General features: G+C 45.3%; 18 protein-coding genes. 4 read left to right on the top strand and 14 right to left on the bottom strand.

All coding sequences use genetic code 11. The features are described 5' to 3' along the window. Positions 1 to 39 precede the first annotated feature (39 nt). The 6 genes from MKX36_RS07770 to MKX36_RS07745 all read right to left on the bottom strand — a co-directional run bounded on the left by MKX36_RS07770 (position 40) and on the right by MKX36_RS07745 (position 6303). Entirely contained in the window at positions 40 to 522 is a 483-nt protein-coding gene (locus tag MKX36_RS07770; RefSeq protein WP_340864488.1) for a spore coat protein CotJB, read from the bottom strand. A gap of 1 nt (position 523) precedes the next feature. Continuing rightward, the gene (locus MKX36_RS07765) at positions 524 to 748 is read right to left on the bottom strand and encodes a spore coat associated protein CotJA (protein ID WP_016819599.1); all 225 of its coding nucleotides are present in this window, start codon (positions 746 to 748) and stop codon (positions 524 to 526) included. Positions 749 to 1041: 293 nt separating this feature from the next. Beyond that, positions 1042 to 2400 (bottom strand): hemolysin family protein, encoded by a 1359-nt coding sequence (locus MKX36_RS07760; protein WP_016819598.1) that lies wholly within the window; start codon positions 2398 to 2400, stop codon positions 1042 to 1044. Positions 2401 to 2506: 106 nt separating this feature from the next. Next, positions 2507 to 3637, bottom strand: coding sequence for a radical SAM/CxCxxxxC motif protein YfkAB (gene yfkAB / locus MKX36_RS07755; RefSeq protein WP_019686833.1), 1131 nt, complete (start codon positions 3635 to 3637; stop codon positions 2507 to 2509). Between the two features lie 97 nt (positions 3638 to 3734). Beyond that, complete coding sequence (locus tag MKX36_RS07750; RefSeq protein WP_019686832.1) at positions 3735 to 4895, bottom strand: HD-GYP domain-containing protein; 1161 nt, start codon at positions 4893 to 4895, stop codon at positions 3735 to 3737. After that, positions 4849 to 6303 carry a bifunctional metallophosphatase/5'-nucleotidase gene (locus tag MKX36_RS07745; protein ID WP_340864487.1) on the bottom strand — a complete coding sequence of 485 codons (1455 nt, stop codon included), beginning with the start codon at positions 6301 to 6303 and terminating at the stop codon, positions 4849 to 4851. Before MKX36_RS07745 ends, MKX36_RS07750 begins: the two co-directional genes overlap by 47 nt. A 273-nt stretch (positions 6304 to 6576) precedes the next feature. Between MKX36_RS07745 and MKX36_RS07740 the strand changes: the two genes are divergently transcribed. Beyond that, positions 6577 to 7641: an HD-GYP domain-containing protein gene (locus MKX36_RS07740; protein ID WP_019686830.1), complete on the top strand. Its 1065-nt coding sequence runs from the start codon at positions 6577 to 6579 to the stop codon at positions 7639 to 7641. 171 nt (positions 7642 to 7812) lie between these two features. Here the strand turns inward: MKX36_RS07740 and MKX36_RS07735 are convergent, their stop codons facing one another. Continuing rightward, on the bottom strand, positions 7813 to 8667 hold the full coding sequence (locus tag MKX36_RS07735; RefSeq protein ID WP_016819593.1) for a manganese catalase family protein: 855 nt from the start codon (positions 8665 to 8667) through the stop codon (positions 7813 to 7815). Positions 8668 to 8895: 228 nt separating this feature from the next. Here MKX36_RS07735 and MKX36_RS07730 point away from each other — a divergent pair, with 228 nt between their 5' ends. Next, positions 8896 to 9735: a manganese catalase family protein gene (locus tag MKX36_RS07730; protein WP_016819592.1), complete on the top strand. Its 840-nt coding sequence runs from the start codon at positions 8896 to 8898 to the stop codon at positions 9733 to 9735. Between the two features lie 211 nt (positions 9736 to 9946). Here MKX36_RS07730 and MKX36_RS07725 read toward each other — a convergent pair whose 3' ends face one another. The 7 genes from MKX36_RS07725 to MKX36_RS07695 form a co-directional block, all read right to left on the bottom strand. Then, positions 9947 to 10309, bottom strand: a complete 363-nt coding sequence (locus MKX36_RS07725) for a YmaF family protein (RefSeq protein WP_016819591.1) — start codon at positions 10307 to 10309, stop codon at positions 9947 to 9949. A gap of 257 nt (positions 10310 to 10566) precedes the next feature. Continuing rightward, on the bottom strand, positions 10567 to 11964 hold the full coding sequence (gene sufB, locus MKX36_RS07720) for a Fe-S cluster assembly protein SufB (protein WP_016819590.1): 1398 nt from the start codon (positions 11962 to 11964) through the stop codon (positions 10567 to 10569). A gap of 30 nt (positions 11965 to 11994) precedes the next feature. Next, positions 11995 to 12417, bottom strand: coding sequence for a Fe-S cluster assembly sulfur transfer protein SufU (gene sufU, locus MKX36_RS07715; protein ID WP_013309555.1), 423 nt, complete (start codon positions 12415 to 12417; stop codon positions 11995 to 11997). Next, entirely contained in the window at positions 12407 to 13630 is a 1224-nt protein-coding gene (locus MKX36_RS07710; RefSeq protein WP_025364501.1) for a cysteine desulfurase, read from the bottom strand. Before MKX36_RS07710 ends, sufU begins: the two co-directional genes overlap by 11 nt. Continuing rightward, entirely contained in the window at positions 13627 to 14931 is a 1305-nt protein-coding gene (gene sufD, locus MKX36_RS07705; RefSeq protein WP_019686826.1) for a Fe-S cluster assembly protein SufD, read from the bottom strand. The genes MKX36_RS07710 and sufD overlap by 4 nt, the downstream gene beginning before the upstream one ends. A 23-nt stretch (positions 14932 to 14954) precedes the next feature. Beyond that, complete coding sequence (gene sufC / locus MKX36_RS07700) at positions 14955 to 15737, bottom strand: Fe-S cluster assembly ATPase SufC (protein ID WP_017425928.1); 783 nt, start codon at positions 15735 to 15737, stop codon at positions 14955 to 14957. 392 nt (positions 15738 to 16129) lie between these two features. Beyond that, complete coding sequence (locus MKX36_RS07695) at positions 16130 to 16600, bottom strand: Dps family protein (RefSeq protein WP_013309551.1); 471 nt, start codon at positions 16598 to 16600, stop codon at positions 16130 to 16132. A 309-nt stretch (positions 16601 to 16909) separates the two neighbouring features. On the opposite strand from MKX36_RS07695, the gene mtnK reads away from it, so the two are divergent. Both mtnK and mtnA read left to right on the top strand, forming a co-directional pair. After that, entirely contained in the window at positions 16910 to 18142 is a 1233-nt protein-coding gene (gene mtnK, locus MKX36_RS07690; RefSeq protein WP_340864486.1) for an S-methyl-5-thioribose kinase, read from the top strand. Further along, entirely contained in the window at positions 18139 to 19248 is a 1110-nt protein-coding gene (mtnA, locus tag MKX36_RS07685) for an S-methyl-5-thioribose-1-phosphate isomerase (RefSeq protein ID WP_045243946.1), read from the top strand. The genes mtnK and mtnA overlap by 4 nt, the downstream gene beginning before the upstream one ends. Positions 19249 to 19270: the final 22 nt, after the last annotated feature.

Genomic DNA, 19270 nt, shown 5'->3' with positions numbered 1-19270 from the left:
ATGTTCCTCCTTTATACAAAAGGTTGTACGATTCCCTACCTATACCTGCCACGGCCAAGGTGATTGGCTCCACTCCCAAGGATACTTGGAATAGGCACGACCAAAATTCTGTAAGGGTCCATATAGGAGTTGATACTCGTTAGCAATCGCCGTTCTTTCCTGTGTCAGCTTGTTGAACTGTTCGATGGCCTGCAAATCATCCGGGTGTGTATCCAGATACAAATTCAGTTCCACCAGCACAAAATCCACCGCTTGGAGCTTCTCCAATAGCGCATAAAACTGGGAATCACCCGGCTTGGTTTGAGGCGCATAGGCTTGGGGCGTATAACCTTGGATCGGTTCTCTGGGTTGACTATAGTCCTGGGCTTGATTTTGATACTGGTTCTGATATTGATATTGGTTCTGGTATTGATATGAATTTGAATAAGGGCTTTGAGACTGATTCGGCTGTTGATGTCCACCCTCAGGCTGATTTGGCTGTTGGAATTGACTTGGGGACTGACCCTGATTTGGATTCTCCATTTTATTCGCCTCCCCCCTGGTTTCTCCTAGGCTCATAAGGACTGTAAAGCAATGGCCATAGCGTTCCTTTCGTCAGTGCCTCCTCTGGACTGAATTGTGGCAGACCAGGGGGCTGAAATTGTATAAACAAGTTTGGCGGGAGCACATAAGTCTTGCACAGAACGGGCGGACACGGATCGAACGGGCCGACAAACGGGGCATACTGACCTTGCTGTGGAAATTTCACGGGCCGGAACCTCCTTTAATTGATCCATCTGCTTTACTATTCAACATATGCCGCATCGCCCAAGTCTCGAACAAAAAAATAACGGATACAAATTTTTGTTCAAAGAAATAAACTATCGAACTGCTGCTCAAGCTGATTATGGCATCCTCCCCGCTATCTATATTTCGATTGAATTGCAGTAGTAACTAACTCAAAAAGAGCCTTTAAAACCACGGTAACGTGGATTTAAAGGCTCTTTCTTTCAGCACTCTATATAACTACATATCTGAACTAGTCATGGCTATCTCTGTGGATTAGGATTCCTCATCGTTAGAAAGCTCATCTTCAATGACAGGCTCAGTTTTACGGTGGATTTTCACTCTCATAATGCGAAGCCTTGTTGCTTCCTCCACTTCAAAGGTCAGATTATAAAACTCTATTTTCTTCCCTTTCACCGGACTGCCTTCCAATTCCTTGAACAGCCAGCCTCCGATGGAATCCACTTCGTCGTCTTCAATGTTCACTCCAGTTAAATCATTCACATCCTCAATGAGCATACGACCGTCCACAGAGATAAAGTCTTCCTTCATTTCCACGCTTGGACGTTCATCCTCAAACTCATCATAGAGATCCCCGACGATTTCCTCCAGAATTTCCTCCGCTGTCAGCAGGCCGGCGGTTCCACCGTATTCATCCACCACGAGAGTCATTTGGGAATGCTTTTTCTGCATAAGGCGTAGCACATGACTTACTTCCATGGACTCAGGCACATTCAGAATAGGACGCACCACCGAGGCCAGATCCAGTTGCTCACCCTGCTCGGCTAACAGAAGATCTGTAATATGGACAAAACCGATAATCTGATCTTTATCCTCGACCGCTACCGGGTAACGGGAATGCTTGGTCTCACTGATAATCTTCAAATTTTCCTTAAACGACAAATTCGTGTACAAGCAATCCATATCAGTACGCGGCAACATGATTTCACGAGCAAGCAAGTCGGAAAAATCAAAGATATTATCCATCAGCTTGATTTCATCCTTATCGATTACACCGCTCTTAGCGCTCTGATTCATCAATATACGGATCTCTTCCTCAGAATGTGCCGCTTCGGCTTCACTCGCCGGCTGAATGCCGAATGCCCGTAACAACATGTTTGCGGCAGCATTTAACACCCAGATTACAGGTAGAAAAACCTTATAAAAAAGCAGCAAGGGCGCCGATAAAAACAACGCCACACCTTCAGTCTTTTGAATCGCCAAAGACTTGGGAGCCAGTTCGCCCAATACAATATGCAAAAAAGTAATGACGCAAAATCCGACGACAACGGATACCGTTGTAATCAGTGTACCGTCAGTTACACCGAGTTTGTGCATGAGTGGCTCTATCAGGTAGCCGGATATTGCTGGCTCACCAATCCAGCCTAGCCCCAATGAGGCCAGCGTAATGCCCAATTGGGTGGCAGACAGATAAGCATCCAACTTTTGGTTCACCTTCAGCGCATAGCCTGCCAGGCGATGACCCTCACTTTGAAGCTGCGTCAATCGGGATTGGCGCATTTTGACCAGCGAAAACTCTGCGGCCACAAAAACACCGTTTAGAAAGACAAGCAGCAGTACCAAGAAGAGATTCACCCCTAGCAATCCCCAATGAAACTCGGTATGACCATCCAATACGAACTCCCCATTTCTTTAGTTAGCATTTTGCACCATTCGACTTGTAAGTTATTCAATTCAGTATTTATGATTGAAAACTGTAATTGTAATCATGTAAAAATGCTTATAATTGCAAAGCTTTTCTTGATTTAAAGTCTACACCCTTGTAATACATATCTGCTACGAGTAGATTCGGTCCGCAACACGCAGCCGCATCACAATGACAGTTCACGGTCTGATTTAGCGGATGCTCATTCAGCCATTCACCGAAAATATTATCTAGACTGTTTTCCTGAATGTTTCCGAAAGCTGGAATGTCTGCAAAATCCGTCACATATACGCTACCCGTGAACATATTCACATTTACACGGTTTCTTCCGTCTGGATCATTACGTACCGTAATATTCGGTTCTTGTCGCAAACGGCGAAGCAATTTACGGTCTTCCTCATGCTCTGAACAAGCAAAGAACGGTAGGGTACCAAATAACATCCACATGTCCTGATTTCGTACATCCAGCAGTTTATCAATCGAGTTTCGCATATCGTCAAGGGACAGTACAGGCAAGGCAGAAGCAAAATTCGACGCGTACATCGGGTGAACCTCATGCCGGCGGCATCCCATTTCGTTGATCAACTGATGAATGCCTCCTAGCTTCGTGTGTGTCCGATAATTAATCATGGACTCAGCTGAAATGAACATTCCCATTTCGCTCAATTTGCGTGCATTCTCTATCATTTTTTCATACAGGCGCACAGCACCCGCGCGTGGAGTCGGACGTCCGGTATTTGCAAATCCCACTTCATAAAAATCGTCAGCATTTAAATAATTAAACGATATATGCATGACATCCAGATACGGAAGCATCTTCTCATATCTTCGGATATCCAATGTCAAGTTGGAGTTGATTTGCGAACGAATACCGCGCTCTTTAGCATACTTCAACAGCGGAACGATCACATCGTCCACTGTTTTATCAAGCAAAGCAGGTTCTCCGCCTGTAATACTTATTGTCTCCAGATGCTCAACTTCATCCAGGCGCTTCAGCATCAGATCTAAAGGAAGGAAAGGGGCCTCCTTCATAACCAGCATGTCACCGACAGCGCAATGCTCACAGCGCATATTACATAAATGTGTTACGGTCATTTCCACACTTGTAAGCAAATGACGACCATGCGTACGCAGTGATACAATCGGGTCCCACGGATCATACGTTGGCGATATTTGGGGTAGCGTGTTATCTTGTAGAACTGTCATTATGTTTTCACCTTATTTCTGTTATTAACCTCAAAAGACGTATAATTATCATATCATGATGTGTAAAGTGTCTGCATGCTTTCTTCCACATCCTCTGCTAATCTACGTGAACTCCTCCGAAAGGACCGGTAGCTGCACCCAATGTGTTTGTAATCATAACCGAAAGGGATACGGACAAATCCACATCATAAGGCGCCTTCAGTTCCTGTCCATCCTGGTCTCTTACAATACGAATGACAGGCCTTTGCGGGATTTTGGGGTGTATACGCACTACGACTCCCTCTTCCCCTGTGTTGAGCACCACAGAGAGCCCCAGAGGATAAATAGCTACACAGTCACGAAAGGCTTCCAGCATCCGCTGCTCATACAGCGTTCCTGCCCCGGCGTATAGCACCTCCATCGCTTCATAAGGCAGCAAAGCCTGCTTGTATATTCGACTTGCCGTCATCGCGTCATACGAGTCCGCCAGACCGATCCATTTCGCATATTCGTGGATTTGGTCCTTTTTCCAACCATGTGGGTATCCACTGCCGTCAATACGCTCATGATGCTGTAATGCACAATGAGCTGACAGCAAGGGAATCCCGGGTTCGTCTTTAAGTAGCTTATAGCCGATCACTGTATGTGTTTTCATATGCTCATATTCCTCGTCCGTCAATTTACCCGGCTTATAGAGCACTTGAGGTGAAATCTTCATTTTACCGATATCATGCAGTAATGAACCTATCCCTAGCTCCATGAGCTGGTTATTATCGTAGCCATTGGATATCCCCAGGACTAGTGAATACAAGCATACATTCAAAGAATGATGATACAAATCCTGATCCGCAGCTCCAATATCCATCAACATTATGATGGCATCCTGGCGGCCTCCAATATCGTCCAGAATGGATTCCATTACCTTATAAAAAGACTTGCCAAAATATTTGTGCTTATGATCTACGGAGTAGGATGACAAACCCTGAAACTGCTTTTTGATTTCCTGTAGCGCCGCCGCCCTTGTCTGTTCATGGATCATCTCGGGTATGACGATATCTTCTGTCACTGCATCCTCAATGTATACATATCCAATTCCGACTTGGCCTAGACGTTCAATCAATCGCGAAGTAAGCTCAACACCTTCCGAGAGCAGCACCATTCCATTTTCATTGTATATTTTTTTGCCCAGCTTCATGCCGGCTCTCAATAATGTAACAGGTACCAGTCGCAGCTTAATCCTCTCCCGATTGTTTTGATACCTGAAGCCACCTAGCTGCAAAACATTCTTCCATCGCGCCCGGACGCTTCAACTCCATTTCAATCAAATCCCGTAAAAATTCTGGAAGCATAAATTGGAGATCTGTTCCGTTCGCAAGCACCTTATAGCCTGCTTTGAAAGTGAACATATCCAACGTGCCCACTGTGTATTCCTCATCTTCTTCCAAGGGTTGACCCGCTACATGAATGTCCGTCACTTTTTCATAAGGAGCACGGTCCGGATCATACTGAATGGTCAACCCTTCCACACACATGGTGCCAAGTACTTTGCCTCTAAAGCCAAAGCCGGTCATGGGCTTGTCTGTAAATTCAGGCAGCAGGGACTGCTCCAGTGTCAACCGAATGTCTCTTCCCCGCAACTTCATAACACAGGGATTAATCGGCGATGGGCATAAGGAATGTAGTATTCCTTTGCTAATATCTCCTTGAGGCAACGGACCAAGCAGTTGACCTGCATTGACGAGGGCAATTTCGGTGCCTGTAAAATGGGATACCGATTGTGCCAGCAAATTCCCGAAAGGGGACTCCTCATTATAGGCGATCTCCAATTCCCGATCCGTTACTGCCACCGTGCTCTCCATGGCGCGTTCTGCTTGTCTGCGATGCAACACAATGGCCGATGCCACTTTTTCGTCCAGCAGCGTCTGATTCACAGGAACTACGCCGCCTGAGGTAACTCGAAACGGTTCAAGACTATGGTTACGGGTTAGTGTCACTTCACCGAGCAACGTTCCGAACTTCCCGGCCCCACATAGAACGGTGTTCCCGATCTGAAGCGGTTCCTCCAGCACATGGTGGGTGTGACCACCAAGAATAACGTCAATCTCAGGAAACTGGGACGCTAATTTCTCATCAGAGGGTAAACCCAGATGAGACATCACGACCACCACATCCACCTGCTTTCTGAGTGCCGCAATCTGCTTCCCCAGCACCTCAAACGGATCAAGCACATCCCAGCCCAACAATTGATAAAACTCTGTAAAAGGAGCCGTCACACCTAGTAAACCGATCTTGATTCCTGCTTTGTTCAAAATAACGGATTCCTTCATCCACGAAGGATTCCTCCCCGTAGCACGCTCTGTCAGATTGCCACATACAACTGGACAATGAATGCCTGCATATGCCTGTTCAATCATATCCGAGGTAAAAGTCAGTCCCTCATTATTACCGATCGTAATTGCATCGTATCCTGTCAGATTAATCACATCCACATTTGCCCCACCGAGCGTTCCTTCCGTTTCGGGGGCCATCCGATCCATGTGGTCTCCTATGTCCAGCACAAGAAGCGCATCCCCTGATGCAGCTCTTCGTTCATTGATCATCGCGGCTATCGAAGGCATACTGCCAAAATGACTATGGATATCATTGGTATGCAAAATGGTCAACGTTTGCCGAGTCGTCATCTCCATAACCGCCCTCCTCTATATTTTATATATCGACTTTGGAGCTTCTAATGTTTAAGCATACCATGTTATTTAGCAATATGGTACATATGAGGTGGACATAGATAGTGAAAATCATTGACATTACCTTCTATATGTAACTCAGAGGTGACGGGTCCTTGGGACCTATTTTACAGCTTGGAATAATAGTAAATTAGTCGTTGTCATCCCATATAATTCTTGATATATTAAGTTTGTTTCGTATTTTCGACAAATTTACGACAATAAGGAGGTTAGCGCATGAGAGTTCACGTTACCGATGCCAAGCCGGGCGATCGCCTCAAATCCGATACATACAATGGGCATGGTGTGCCTGTCATGATACAGGGCACCGAGCTTCAGCATGACGATATTTCCAAGCTCATTATGCACGGTGTCGATTATATTGACATTGATGCTGGTTCTGCGAGCATTCCGGCTGGCTTTGCCCCCGATGTTCCAGCTTCCCCCGAGTCCCTCAAACGCGCCGTTCCCCTCATAGAGCAGACGATCAGCGGCTTTGAAAGCATGTTCCTCGAAGCTTCCTCAACTGGAAAATTTGATGAATATCGAGTTGATGAGCTGTTCGGTCCTCTCGTTTCAGAACTGGCTCGTCAAAAAGATGTCGTATCTCTGCTGTTAATTATGGAACGGGGAGATCACTATACTTATAATCATTCTCTCCAAGTAGGTATACTGTCATATTACATTGCCACTTGGCTAGGATATACAGAGGAAGAGGCATATGCCGCTGGTAAAGCTGGATATTTACACGATATAGGCAAGTCCATGATACCGGATGAGATTTTGAACAAACCGGGTAAACTGACACCTGAAGAATTTCATGAGATGAAAAAGCATTCTCTGTATGGCTATGATATTATTCGCAATTCAACCAGCGATGAGATTTCAGCAATCGTCGCCTTGCAGCATCACGAGCGCGAAGACGGAAGTGGGTACCCCCATGGACTGTTCAAGGAAGAAATTCATCCTTTTGCCAGCATAACAGCTGTTGCCGACGTATACAGCGCGATGATTTCCAATCGTGTGTATCAGACGAAGCAGGAGTTGCTCACTGTATTACGCGAGCTGCACAGTATGAGTTTTGGACATCTAAATCCAGAAACTACCCAAGTGTTTATCAGACATATGCTACCGAATTTTATTAATAAGCAAGTTCTATTGACTACAGGCCAGACAGGAACCATTATTCTGAACAATCCTGTGGATTACTTCAGACCGTTAGTAAGAATTAACGACGATGAATATATAGATTTATCCAGGGAACGCCATGTATCCATTGATGAGATTTATCTGGAATCCTGATCTGCCACTGCCACCCGGCGTTACTTTGTTTGTATGGAATGATTGTTCGAAGCATAGGTTACACGAATGAAAAGAGACTGTCCTTAATCCGTAGGTTTTCCCTACAAAGGACAGCCTCTTTTTGTGTTACGGACATAAGCCTAGTTACTATCTGTATTTATATATTTAATCCTAGGAATTAAGATCTTGTAGACCTGGGCTATGTTCATTAGGCAATTCAGGCATATACGGAAGAGGAAAGCCTTCTGGAGGGTCAATGACATTCAAATCCCCACCGTTTCTGCTTGGAGTTTGCCCATTGAATATTTCTCCAATACGGGTAGAATCCAATCGAAAATTAAACTGTGCATTGTGAAAGCCCATTTCAACATACTTCCGACATTCTGGATACTTGTTAATATCGTAGTTTGGAACCGGGAACAATTTTCCCCAATCCACTCCAAGTGTCTCTAATGCTTTGGCAAATGCATTTTGATGAGCATTATCCCGTACAATCAAAAAAGCCAATGTTTCCCGGAATGTTTTGTTCGAGCTCATTTCGTAAATTCGAGATTTTTGCAGAACCCCTGTAGATTCGAGTACGAGATTATCAAGCAAATCACTAATCAGATTACCGTGGGAATAGACATAACTACCTAACCAAGGATTACCACTTGCATCAACGGGTAAGGAACTTTGAGCTCCCATAATAAAATGATGAGGATTGGCATGTTTTATCGCTTCATCCAAAGGAGCATGATCAACTCCAGCATCGCCGGCTTGGTCTTCACCTGAGCCAGTCAGAAGTTGATTTATGGTATGTTGGACCAGTTCAACATGACTAAGCTCCTCTAGGAAAACTCCTCGAATCAAATCCCTATATTGAACAGCATTACCACGAAAATTATTACTTTGAAAGAAAAACTGCATCATGGTACGCATTTCTCCAAATCGACCACCCAATACCTCCTGAATCACTTTTGCAGCAGCTGGGTCGGGTTTATCAGGTACTATTAAGTTAATTAAATCTTCTTTATAAAAATACAATACCAAAACCCCCTTAGAGTTTTATTTTGAAGTGAAACATATGCTACCCTTTTTTATCATTTTTATACAAGTCAAAGAACCAGAAAAGTTATTTTCATGAAGGCTCCTATCATTCTAGTAGAATTAGGGGATTTTATGGTTAGGCAGATCCTTCGTTTTGTTGCGCATTGAATAGGTTAATATAGCTTGGATTCACTAAACTGCTTTTAACCTATAGGAGGACTAATTATGTTTAGACATCAAAAAGAGTTGCAGTTCGAAGTGAAAGTAGAGCGACCTGACCCTCTATTTGCCCGACAGGTACAAGAAGTTTTGGGAGGCCAATTTGGAGAAATGACCGTGATGATGCAATATTTGTTTCAAGGGTTTAACTGTCGCGGTGATGAAAAATATAAAGATATGTTAATGGATATTGGAACAGAAGAAATAGGACATGTGGAGATGCTGTGTGCTTTAATTAGTCAATTACTTGATGGGGCTAAACCAGAAGATCAGGAGCAAGCTGCCAAAGACCCTGTTACAGCTGCCATTATGGGAGGAATTAACCCGCAGCACCTGCTGGTCAGCGGTCTTGGTGGATTGCCTACTAATTCCAATGGAGTTCCATGGAATGGTTCTTACATTGTGGCTAGTGGTAATCTTTTGGCAGATATGCGGTCCAACCTGCATGCAGAGAGTCAAGGTCGATTGCAGGTAGCCAGACTATATCATATGACGCAAGACGAAAGCGTTAGGGCTACATTACGGAAAATGCTAGCACGCGACCGCTATCATCAATATCAATGGATGGCGGCAATTCAAGAATTAGAAGAAAAAAATGGTGTTGTGGTACCGGCTTCCTTCCCTCCTGAAGCAGAGCAAGAATCTCAGCCTGAAGCATATGAGTTTTGGAACTTGTCAGAAGGCGAAGAATCTAGTGAAGGTCTGTGGGCAACAGGAAGTGCGCCGGATGGAACCGGGAGCTATGTATACATCTCTAACCCCATTGCCAAAGGACAGATCTATAATGCCAAAATACCAGCAACCGAGTTGCATCATGACTTAGACCATAAAACTTCAGATAAATAAATATGTAGAAGCGAGCTGTCCCAACTTTTGGGGCGGCTTTGGCTTTTTGTCGACCTATTAAGGATCTGTAAACCCACTTCAAACGTAAACACGTATTTACACGTAACCAAAAAAATAGAAGAAGACGAACTTAAAAAGTTCGCCTCCTATACTAGCAGGAGATCCGAGTCGGTACACAATCGGCCTCTGCTTCAGTCAAACCCATCGTTCATTAAACAAGAGGTTCCTCAATCAATGTTGCGAAATTAAACTGGTGTACATGACCATCATTTAATGTAGTTTGGCCCGTAACGAAATGTACGTGTTTTCCATTTCCGACTGGAATAGCTGGTCCTGTTCTAATCCTTCTCAGATTATGAAAATGGTTCACAAAATCAGTTTTCGTAAGATCAATTTCGTGGACATGACTTCTTCCAACTCGAATCGCTTGCCCAGTAACACCTGCAAAGCGGTGGTTATGTCGGTCTGCGCCTGCTTCAGCCAGTTTGGTACTACCTTCAAATTCATGTACATGCCTCTGTGTCTGTTTAGCTGAGATTGTTTTCTTCTTGACTACAGGTTTATTCTTCTGCATCCGTTGCCTGCCTCCTTATGTTTTGCAGTTTTTACAATATCCTATTAAGCAAGCATAGTTACGTGCTAGGCGATTATCTGCAGTCCTAACAATAAATTTTTGGTTTCACATGGCATTAGAAAAAAAGAAGAAGACGAACTTAAAAAGTTCGCCTTCTACATTTAAAAGGAAATTCGAGTTGGCACAAAATCGGCACGACTCGGATTAAACAGCTTTAATTACCTCAAGTACCTTGTCTCACCAAGGGTTACCGCGTTTTAACCGATACTACCTTCCATTTCGAACTTGATCAAGCGGTTCATTTCTACCGCATATTCCATCGGTAGTTCTTTGGTGAACGGCTCAATGAAGCCCATAACGATCATTTGTGTTGCCTCAGCTTCGGTCAGACCACGGCTCATCAGATAGAAGAGTTGATCTTCCGATACTTTGGACACCGTTGCTTCGTGCTCAAGTGTAATATCGTCATTCATGATCTCATTATAAGGAATAGTATCTGAAGTTGACTGATTATCCAAAATCAACGTATCACACTTAATATTCGATTTTGCACCTTGAGCCTGACGACCAAAGGAAGCTAATCCGCGATACGTTACTTTACCACCGTGCTTACTGATCGATTTGGATACAATGGTGGATGTAGTATCTGGTGCCAAGTGGATCATTTTCGCACCTGCATCCTGATGCTGGCCTTTGCCTGCAACAGCGATGGACAAGACCATCCCTTTCGCTCCACGACCTTTCAGTACAACGGCAGGATACTTCATTGTCAGCTTGGAACCGATGTTGCCATCAACCCATTCCATCGTTGCATTTTCTTCAGCAACCGCACGTTTAGTTACCAGGTTGTAAATGTTTGGTGCCCAGTTCTGAATCGTTGTGTAACGAACGCGTGCGTTTTTCTTACAAATAATTTCAACCACAGCACTATGCAGCGAGTTCGTGCTGTAAATTGGAGCTGTACAGCCTTCTACATAATGCACAAAGCTGTCTTCGTCAGCAATAATGAGCGTACGCTCAAATTGACCCATGTTTTCCGAGTTGATACGGAAGTAAGCCTGCAATGGAACTTCACATTTCACACCTTTAGGCACGTAGATAAAGCTACCGCCTGACCATACCGCACTGTTCAGGGCCGCAAACTTATTGTCTGCAGGAGGTACGACTGTGGCAAAATACTCTTTCAAAATCTCAGGATGCTCACGCAACGCTGTATCGGTATCCATGAAAATGACACCCTGCTCTTCCAGATCCTTTTGCATGCTGTGGTAGACAACCTCGGATTCATACTGCGCAGATACACCAGCCAAAAACTTTTGTTCCGCTTCAGGAATCCCCAGTTTATCAAAGGTTTCCTTAATTTCTGTAGGAACCTCTTCCCACGTTTTCCCTTGCTTCTCGGAAGGTCTTACATAGTACTGGATATCATCGAAATCCAGTTCATCCATGTCTCCGCCCCATTTTGGCATTGGCATTTTTTCAAATTGCTTCAATGCTTTCAGACGGAACTCCAACATCCAATCCGGTTCACCCTTAATTTTGGAGATTTCCTTTACAATTTCCGGAGTGAGACCCTTACCTGTTTGGAAAATGGACTTGTGCTCGTCACGAAAGCCATACTTATACTCTTCCATTTCCGGTGCTTTCTTGGCCATGTTTCTCAAACCTCCTCTGTTCTATTTAAATTATTTATCTTCGTCAATCCCTTTGCGCAGCGCGTTCCAAGCCAATGTCGCACATTTAATGCGAGCCGGGAACTTATTGACCCCTGACAAAGCTTCCAATTCTTCATAATCATCAAATTCGACCGCTTCGCCCTTCATCAGAGAGGAGAAGCGACTCGCCATATCCAAGGCCTGATCAATCGTTTTTCCTTTGACCGCTTCTGTCATCATCGAAGCCGAGGACATACTAATCGAGCAGCCTTCACCTGTAAAACGGGCATCCTCGACTACGCCGTCTTTCGTTTTGAGTTGAAGGGATATCCGGTCACCACACGTAGGATTATTCAAATCCACCGTAACAGCATCGTCCTCAAAACGTCCGCGATTGCGCGGATTTTTATAATGATCCATAATCACGCGTCGGTACAAGTCATCAAGTTGCATCGCCAAAATACTCCTTCGTTTGGATTAAGGCGCTGACCAGAGCGTCGATATCCTCTTCCGTGTTATAGAGGTAAAAGCTGGCACGTGCAGTTGCACTGGCTTTCAACCAGCGCATCAATGGCTGGCAGCAATGATGGCCCGCACGTATGGCCACCCCTTTGCTATCCAGTACAGTAGCTACATCATGCGGATGCACATCATCCAAGTTGAATGTTACAAGCCCGACATGACGTTCAGCAGGTCCATAGATCGTCAAACCCTCCACTTCACGGAGACGTTTGAGTGCATAATTCGTTAGACGGCTCTCATGCTGTGCAATGGCGTCTAGTCCGATGCTTTCCAGAAAATCAATGGCAGCTCCCAAGCCAACTGCCCCAGCAATAATCGGGGTGCCACCTTCGAATTTCCAAGGTAGCTCCTTCCATGTGGATTCATACAATCCCACATCGTCGATCATTTCACCGCCAAACTCAACGGGCTCCATGTTTTCCAGCAACGCCTTCTTGCCGTAGAGTGCACCAATTCCTGTAGGAGCACACATTTTGTGACCAGAGAAAGCATAAAAATCAGCATCTATGTCTTGCACGTCTACTTTCATATGTGGCGTACTTTGTGCACCGTCGACAACGATAACTGCACCTTTGCGATGTGCAATAGCAGCAATCTCTTTGACCGGATTCACAACGCCAAGCACATTGGAGACATGCGCAATCGCAACAATTTTTGTGTGTTCTGTGACGGTTTTCTCCACGTCTGCAAGATCAACGCTACCGTCCTCTTGAAGCGGAATATATTTTAAAGTCGCACCCGTGGCTTTGGCTACCTGTTGCCACGGAATCAGATTACTGTGATGTTCCATCGGAGTGATGACAATTTCATCACCCTCCTTACAGTTAGCTCTACCGTAAGAAGAAGCCACCAGATTCAGCGCGGTTGTTGTCCCGCGTGTAAAAATGATTTCCTGACTGCGCTTGGCATTCAGAAAACGGGCTACCTTCTCCCTCGCACCTTCATAAGCATCCGTAGCACGGCTACCCAAGGTATGCACACCACGGTGTACATTCGAATTATCAAACTCGTAATAGTGCTTGATCGCCTCGATGACCGCTAGCGGCTTTTGCGAAGTGGCCGCATTATCCAAATAAACCAGCGGATGACCGTTAATCTCCTGATGTAAAATCGGGAATTGTTCACGGATCAATGCAGTGTTCATTGGCCTAACTTCCTTTCAACAAGGCTTTGCAGCTGATGTTGAAGTCCTTCGAGCGGAATTTCAGATACGACAGGTGCCAGGAAGCCATAAATAATCAATCGTTCAGCTTCTGCACGGCTAATTCCGCGGGACATCAAGTAATACACTTGCTCACGGTTAACCTGACCAACCGAGGCTGCGTGTCCAGCCGTTACATCATCTTCATCAATCAACAGGATCGGGTTAGCGTCACCACGTGCTTTCGGGCTGAGCATCAGTACACGCTCCGTTTGCTGACCGTCTGCTTTGGTAGCGCCTTTTTCAATTTTCGTAATTCCGTTAATGATGGAAGATGCTTCTTCACGCATAACTGCGCGTGTAATCATCTGACTAGCGGAATTTTTACCAAAATGCTGTGCTTGTGTCGTATAGTTCAGCTTTTGTGAACCAGAACCTACAGCAATAACCTTGGCATCCGAGTTGGAGCCATTGCCTTTGAGCACAGACATGGTATTGCTCGCTGTATTGCCGTTGTTCATTTCGCCTACAATCCATTCGATAGCAGCGTCATTTCCGAGCGTGGCACGACGAATGGAAATATCCGTTACTTGCTCTCCAAACTGATGCACTGTCGCATAGCGTACTTTAGCGCCTGCATTCGCAACCACTTCTACCGCACCGTTATGAAGAACAGGTGCCGCCAAATCTGCAGATACATAGTTGTCTACGTACGTCACGGAACTATGATTTTCAGCTATGAGCAGCACATGCGGCGCAAAAGTTGCAGTCGCATCATCCGTGAGGAACACAGCTTGAAGCGGTACGTTCAGTTCTACATTTTTAGGCACATAAGCAAATACTCCACCGTTCCAGAGTGCTGCATGCAATGCCGACAATGAATTTTCTTCAGCCTTAATAACAGTGTTCAGATGAGCTTTGACCAAATCAGCATGCTCTTTGACCGCCGTTTGCAAATCCGTGAAAATAACACCTTGCGCTGCCAGTTCCTCGCTCAGCTTCACGTATACCGCACCGGAGTTGCGCTGGATGATCAGACCGCCCTCTTGTTGTTCTTTGACCAGATCAGCAATGGCTGCAGGAACCTGACCTACAGATGCAATGACCTCGCTCAATTTATGTTGACCGTAATCGTTTAAATTCCAACGTTCGATTTTTGTTTTTTCAAATACCGGAAGCTCCAGTTGGCCTGCAAGCTCAAGTGCTTTTTGTCTGTCTTCGACCAGCCAAGATGGCTCGCCATTACGTTCGGACAGAACACGCAGTTGCTCGGAATCTACCGGAAGGATTGTTTGTGTTGTCATCAGTTTTCCTCCTCGCTTCCGGCTTACGCCTCTTGTCCTACAGTTTCATCAACGATACCCAGCTCTTCCTTGATCCAGTCGTAACCGTCCGCTTCCAGACGCTCAGCAAGCTCAGGACCACCGGATTTAACGATACGTCCTTGCATCATTACGTGTACATAATCTGGTTTGATGTAGTTCAACAGACGTTGGTAGTGAGTAATCACAAGGAAGCCACGGTCTTCAGAACGCATAGCGTTTACGCCGTTAGCTACGATTCTCAAAGCATCGATATCCAGACCGGAGTCAATTTCGTCCAGAACGACAATTTTGGGATCAAGCATCATCATTTGCAGAATTTCATTCCGCTTTTTCTCACCACCGGAAAAACCTTCGTTCAGGTAACGGTGAGCAAACTCAGGATTCATTTCAAGCTCTTTCATTTTGCCTTCCATTTGGCGGATAAACTTAATCAGGGAAATCTCTTGTCCTTCTTCACGGCGCGCGTTGATAGCACTACGCAAAAAGTCGGAGTTTGTTACCCCTGCAATTTCACTTGGATACTGCATCGCCAGGAACAATCCTGCACGTGCACGCTCATCCACTTCCATATCCAGCACGTCTTCTCCATCCAAAGTTACTTTGCCATCTGTGACTTCATATTTAGGATGACCCATCAAAGCAGATGCGAGCGTACTTTTACCCGTTCCGTTAGGACCCATGATGGCGTGGATTTCTCCGCCCTTCATTTCGAGGTTAATCCCCTTCAAAATTTCTTTACCTTCAATGGTCGCTTTGAGACCTTCAATCTTAAAGTTTGTAGCCATATTCGCAATACCCTCCAAAAAATGTAGTGTGGTGTCGAAATCAGAAAGATATTTAAACAGGGGAGCCCCCTGATTTCAAGCAAATGTAATAATTAAAAATTTATTTATAATCATTCTAAACTGATTCTCAATGATTCTCAAGTTATTTTATAATAAATATCTTTAAGGGTGCAACCAACAGACGCACGTTATCCACCTTTCTTCATAAAATGTTCATCCTACCAATCACACAAATGGCAAAATACATCCTTCGAATGATTACATAGTTATAGTGTAGTACAAAAACCATGGGATACATAATCTCTTTTTTAGCCATAAAAACGCTACTGACAGCTTGACGTCAGTAGCGTTTTACATGTAAAGGGGTTATTTTAGTGCGAAAGCCTGATGAGTTAGCCCAAATAAGAGCGAAGCATCCACATGTGTTTCTCCAAATCTGCTTTGTAGCCGATCAGCAAATCTGCAGTAGGCTGGTCGGAATTACTTTCCGCCAATTCGATACCTTCCTGAAACTCCTCACATACCGTCGCAAAATCCTCAATCAGGGTTTGCACCATTTTTGGAGCATCTTCATTACCGGTAGCCTCTTGAATTGAGGACAGCTCCAGGTATTCCTTCAATGTTGCGGAAGGAGAACCTTTCAAGGCAAGCAAGCGCTCGGCAATCTCATCCATTTTCAATGTCACTTCATTGTATAATTCTTCGAATTTAACATGGAGTGTATAAAAGCTGGAGCCTTTCACGTACCAGTGATAGTTATGAATTTTTACATATAACACATTGAGGTTAGCGACTTGACGGTTTAAAAGTTCCTCCACCGATTTGGTTTGCGTATTTTTCGAGTTACTTGTTGTTTTAGCCATCATAAATCCCTTCCTTTTTCATCAAATTGACTTTCAGAAGCGTTTACGTATTCATCACCGTCCCTGCTGACGGTAAGACGCCAGCGGGCATTTGAATATCACCTGCCGGACGTCTGTTTCATATTTACCCTTTCTATACAGAGACGAAACAAAAAGAAGAAGCCCACCTCTTCCAATCCATCATAAAAAAAATGTACAAAAATTCAGTGATTTTCGTTATACTTTCTCTATCCTATCAAAATACTTGGTTTAATATTGTGATGTTTTTTCTTACCATTTACATGTGCGCAATTTACGGAGGTGACCTCATTGTCCAAATATCATCCCTTAACGACCGAAGAAGCAATCGAATTCGTGAAGAACATTCCCGGATTTTTTAGCCAGGAAGCTCATCTGGAATGCCGAGAAATCGGCGATGGCAACTTAAATCTGGTTTTTCATATTACAGATTCCAAATCTAACAAGAGTATCATTGCCAAGCAGGCACTTCCCTATGTAAAAATTGTGGGTGAATCCTGGCCGTTGTCGCTGGATCGCGCCCGTATTGAACGCGAGGCACTTCAGCAGGAGCACCAGCTTTGCCCCGAATTGGTTCCTGCGGTACTAGGCTATGACGATGAGCTTGCGTTAACCGTGATGGAGGATCTTAGCTCACACACAATCATGCGCAAGGGACTAATTGAAGGCAACACATACCCTCTTTTTGCTAATCATATTGGGGAATTTCTGGCACGCACGCTCTTTTTCACCTCAGATTTGGGCATGAATCAGCAGGCTAAAAAAGAGCTGGTTAAACGCTTTATAAACCCTGAACTCTGCAAAATAACTGAGGATCTGATTTTGGATGAACCCTACCGATTTTCAGATAATAACAACTATGGTATGTACATTGAAGACGAAGCAGAGGCACTCCGTACAGATCAGATCCTTCATCTGGAAGTAGCTTTGCTGCGAGAAAAGTTTATGACACGAACAGAAGCACTGCTACACGGCGACCTCCATACAGGTAGTATTTTTGTAACAGCTGAATCGACTAAAGTCATTGATCCTGAATTTGCCTATTACGGCCCCATGGGGTTTGATATCGGAGCGGTCATCGCCAATCTGCTGTTGAACTACGCAGCACAGCCCGAATGGACTTCTAGCGAGACGGCGCTAAAGGAACGACGTGACTGGCTCCTGGAGACCGTCATTCAAGTATGGGAGCAGTTTGAGAGCAGGTTTCGTACACTGTGGAACGAGCACGTCACCGATCATTTGGCACGTACACCCGGATATCAGGACTTATACCTCCAGAAAGTACTGCAAGATACGATTGGCTTTGCAGGGTGCAAAGTGATCCGCCGGATCATCAGCCTGTCGCATGTGGCGGATATCGATACCATTGCCGATCCTGATATCAAGGAAGCTGCGGAACGTCTCGCGTTATCGATCGGAAAAGCCTTGGTTCTCCGCAATCGCGAGCTTCATTCGATCCGGGAACTAGAAGACATTGTTCGGACAGCAACAGCGACCCAAACTAAAGGAGCATCACGCATATGAGTGAAAATAAAGAATCTCTTCCCGCATCCTCCCATGAAGCAACTGTGTCTGGACAGGCTCTAACTTCACTGGTGTGGAAGGGAAACCACTTGTCCATGCTGGATCAGCGTCTACTGCCCGAAAAGATAGTCATGCTGGATTTATTCACCACCGAAGAAGTGTGGGATGGCATCCATGCCATGAAGGTACGGGGCGCCCCCGCCATCGGGATGGCCGCAGCCTACGGTGTGGTGCTGGGGGCTACCTCCTATCGCGGCAATGACGCTGCTGAGTGGCTGGAGCATGTACACGCGGTGTGCAGACATTTGGCTACCTCACGGCCGACTGCCGTAAATCTGTTCTGGGCTCTGGACCGCATGAAGAAGCGAGCCGGCGAACTCGTCACAGAGGCTGAGGTGGGCCAGATCGAAGACTGGAATGCAGGGCTGGAGCGTGAAGCTATAGCCATTCAGGCAGAGGATGAAGAAGTTTGCCACCTAATCGGCATCCATGCTTTACCTCTGTTCAAGGATGGGATGGGCGTACTCACTCATTGCAACGCAGGCGGCTTGGCAACAGCGAAATACGGAACAGCGCTCGCGCCTATGTATTTGGCTCAGGAAAACGGAATCCACCTGAAAGTATTTGCTGACGAAACCCGCCCCGTATTGCAGGGTGCGCGTCTGACCGCCTTTGAGCTTCAGCAGGCAGGCATAGATGTCACCCTGCTCTGTGACAATATGGCAGGCATGGTGATGTCTAAAGGATGGGTGCAAGCTGTCATTGTCGGTACAGACAGAGTCGCCGCTAATGGGGATGTGGCCAACAAAATCGGCACCTATAGCCTGGCAGTGTTGGCGAAGGCGCATGGTATACCTTTTTACGTTGCTTCGCCACTATCTACCATTGATTTACAGACCGCTACAGGCGCAGATATTCCGATTGAGGAGCGTTCTGCGGAGGAAGTTACCGAGAGCTTTGGCAAAAGAACTGCCCCACAAGGTATCAAAGTCTACAACCCGGCTTTCGACGTTACACCACATGAGTACATTACCGCCATCATTACCGAAAAAGGAATTGTCCAAGCCCCCTTTAGCGAGAACCTTACCGCTTTGTTTGCCGATTAATTGTTCTTGCAGGTTATACACT

The organism is Paenibacillus sp. FSL W8-0439 (genome assembly GCF_038008995.1).
GTDB classification, from domain to species: Bacteria; Bacillota; Bacilli; order Paenibacillales; family Paenibacillaceae; genus Paenibacillus; species Paenibacillus polymyxa.
The sequence above is the reverse complement of the archived record's forward strand: the minus strand, read 5'-3'. Positions and strand labels throughout refer to the sequence as shown.

Excerpts from the sequence above, each read along its gene's own strand:
- MKX36_RS07770 (WP_340864488.1), bottom strand. The coding sequence starts at position 522 with ATGGAGAATCCAAATCAGGGTCAGTCCCCAAGTCAATTCCAACAGCCA.
- yfkAB (WP_019686833.1), bottom strand. The coding sequence starts at position 3,637 with ATGACAGTTCTACAAGATAACACGCTACCCCAAATATCGCCAACGTAT.
- MKX36_RS07745 (WP_340864487.1), bottom strand. The coding sequence starts at position 6,303 with ATGGAGATGACGACTCGGCAAACGTTGACCATTTTGCATACCAATGAT.
- MKX36_RS07740 (WP_019686830.1), top strand. The coding sequence starts at position 6,577 with ATGAGAGTTCACGTTACCGATGCCAAGCCGGGCGATCGCCTCAAATCC.
- MKX36_RS07730 (WP_016819592.1), top strand. The coding sequence starts at position 8,896 with ATGTTTAGACATCAAAAAGAGTTGCAGTTCGAAGTGAAAGTAGAGCGA.
- MKX36_RS07725 (WP_016819591.1), bottom strand. The coding sequence starts at position 10,309 with ATGCAGAAGAATAAACCTGTAGTCAAGAAGAAAACAATCTCAGCTAAA.
- sufB (WP_016819590.1), bottom strand. The coding sequence starts at position 11,964 with ATGGCCAAGAAAGCACCGGAAATGGAAGAGTATAAGTATGGCTTTCGT.
- sufU (WP_013309555.1), bottom strand. The coding sequence starts at position 12,417 with ATGCAACTTGATGACTTGTACCGACGCGTGATTATGGATCATTATAAA.
- MKX36_RS07710 (WP_025364501.1), bottom strand. The coding sequence starts at position 13,630 with ATGAACACTGCATTGATCCGTGAACAATTCCCGATTTTACATCAGGAG.
- sufD (WP_019686826.1), bottom strand. The coding sequence starts at position 14,931 with ATGACAACACAAACAATCCTTCCGGTAGATTCCGAGCAACTGCGTGTT.
- sufC (WP_017425928.1), bottom strand. The coding sequence starts at position 15,737 with ATGGCTACAAACTTTAAGATTGAAGGTCTCAAAGCGACCATTGAAGGT.
- MKX36_RS07695 (WP_013309551.1), bottom strand. The coding sequence starts at position 16,600 with ATGGCTAAAACAACAAGTAACTCGAAAAATACGCAAACCAAATCGGTG.
- mtnA (WP_045243946.1), top strand. The coding sequence starts at position 18,139 with ATGAGTGAAAATAAAGAATCTCTTCCCGCATCCTCCCATGAAGCAACT.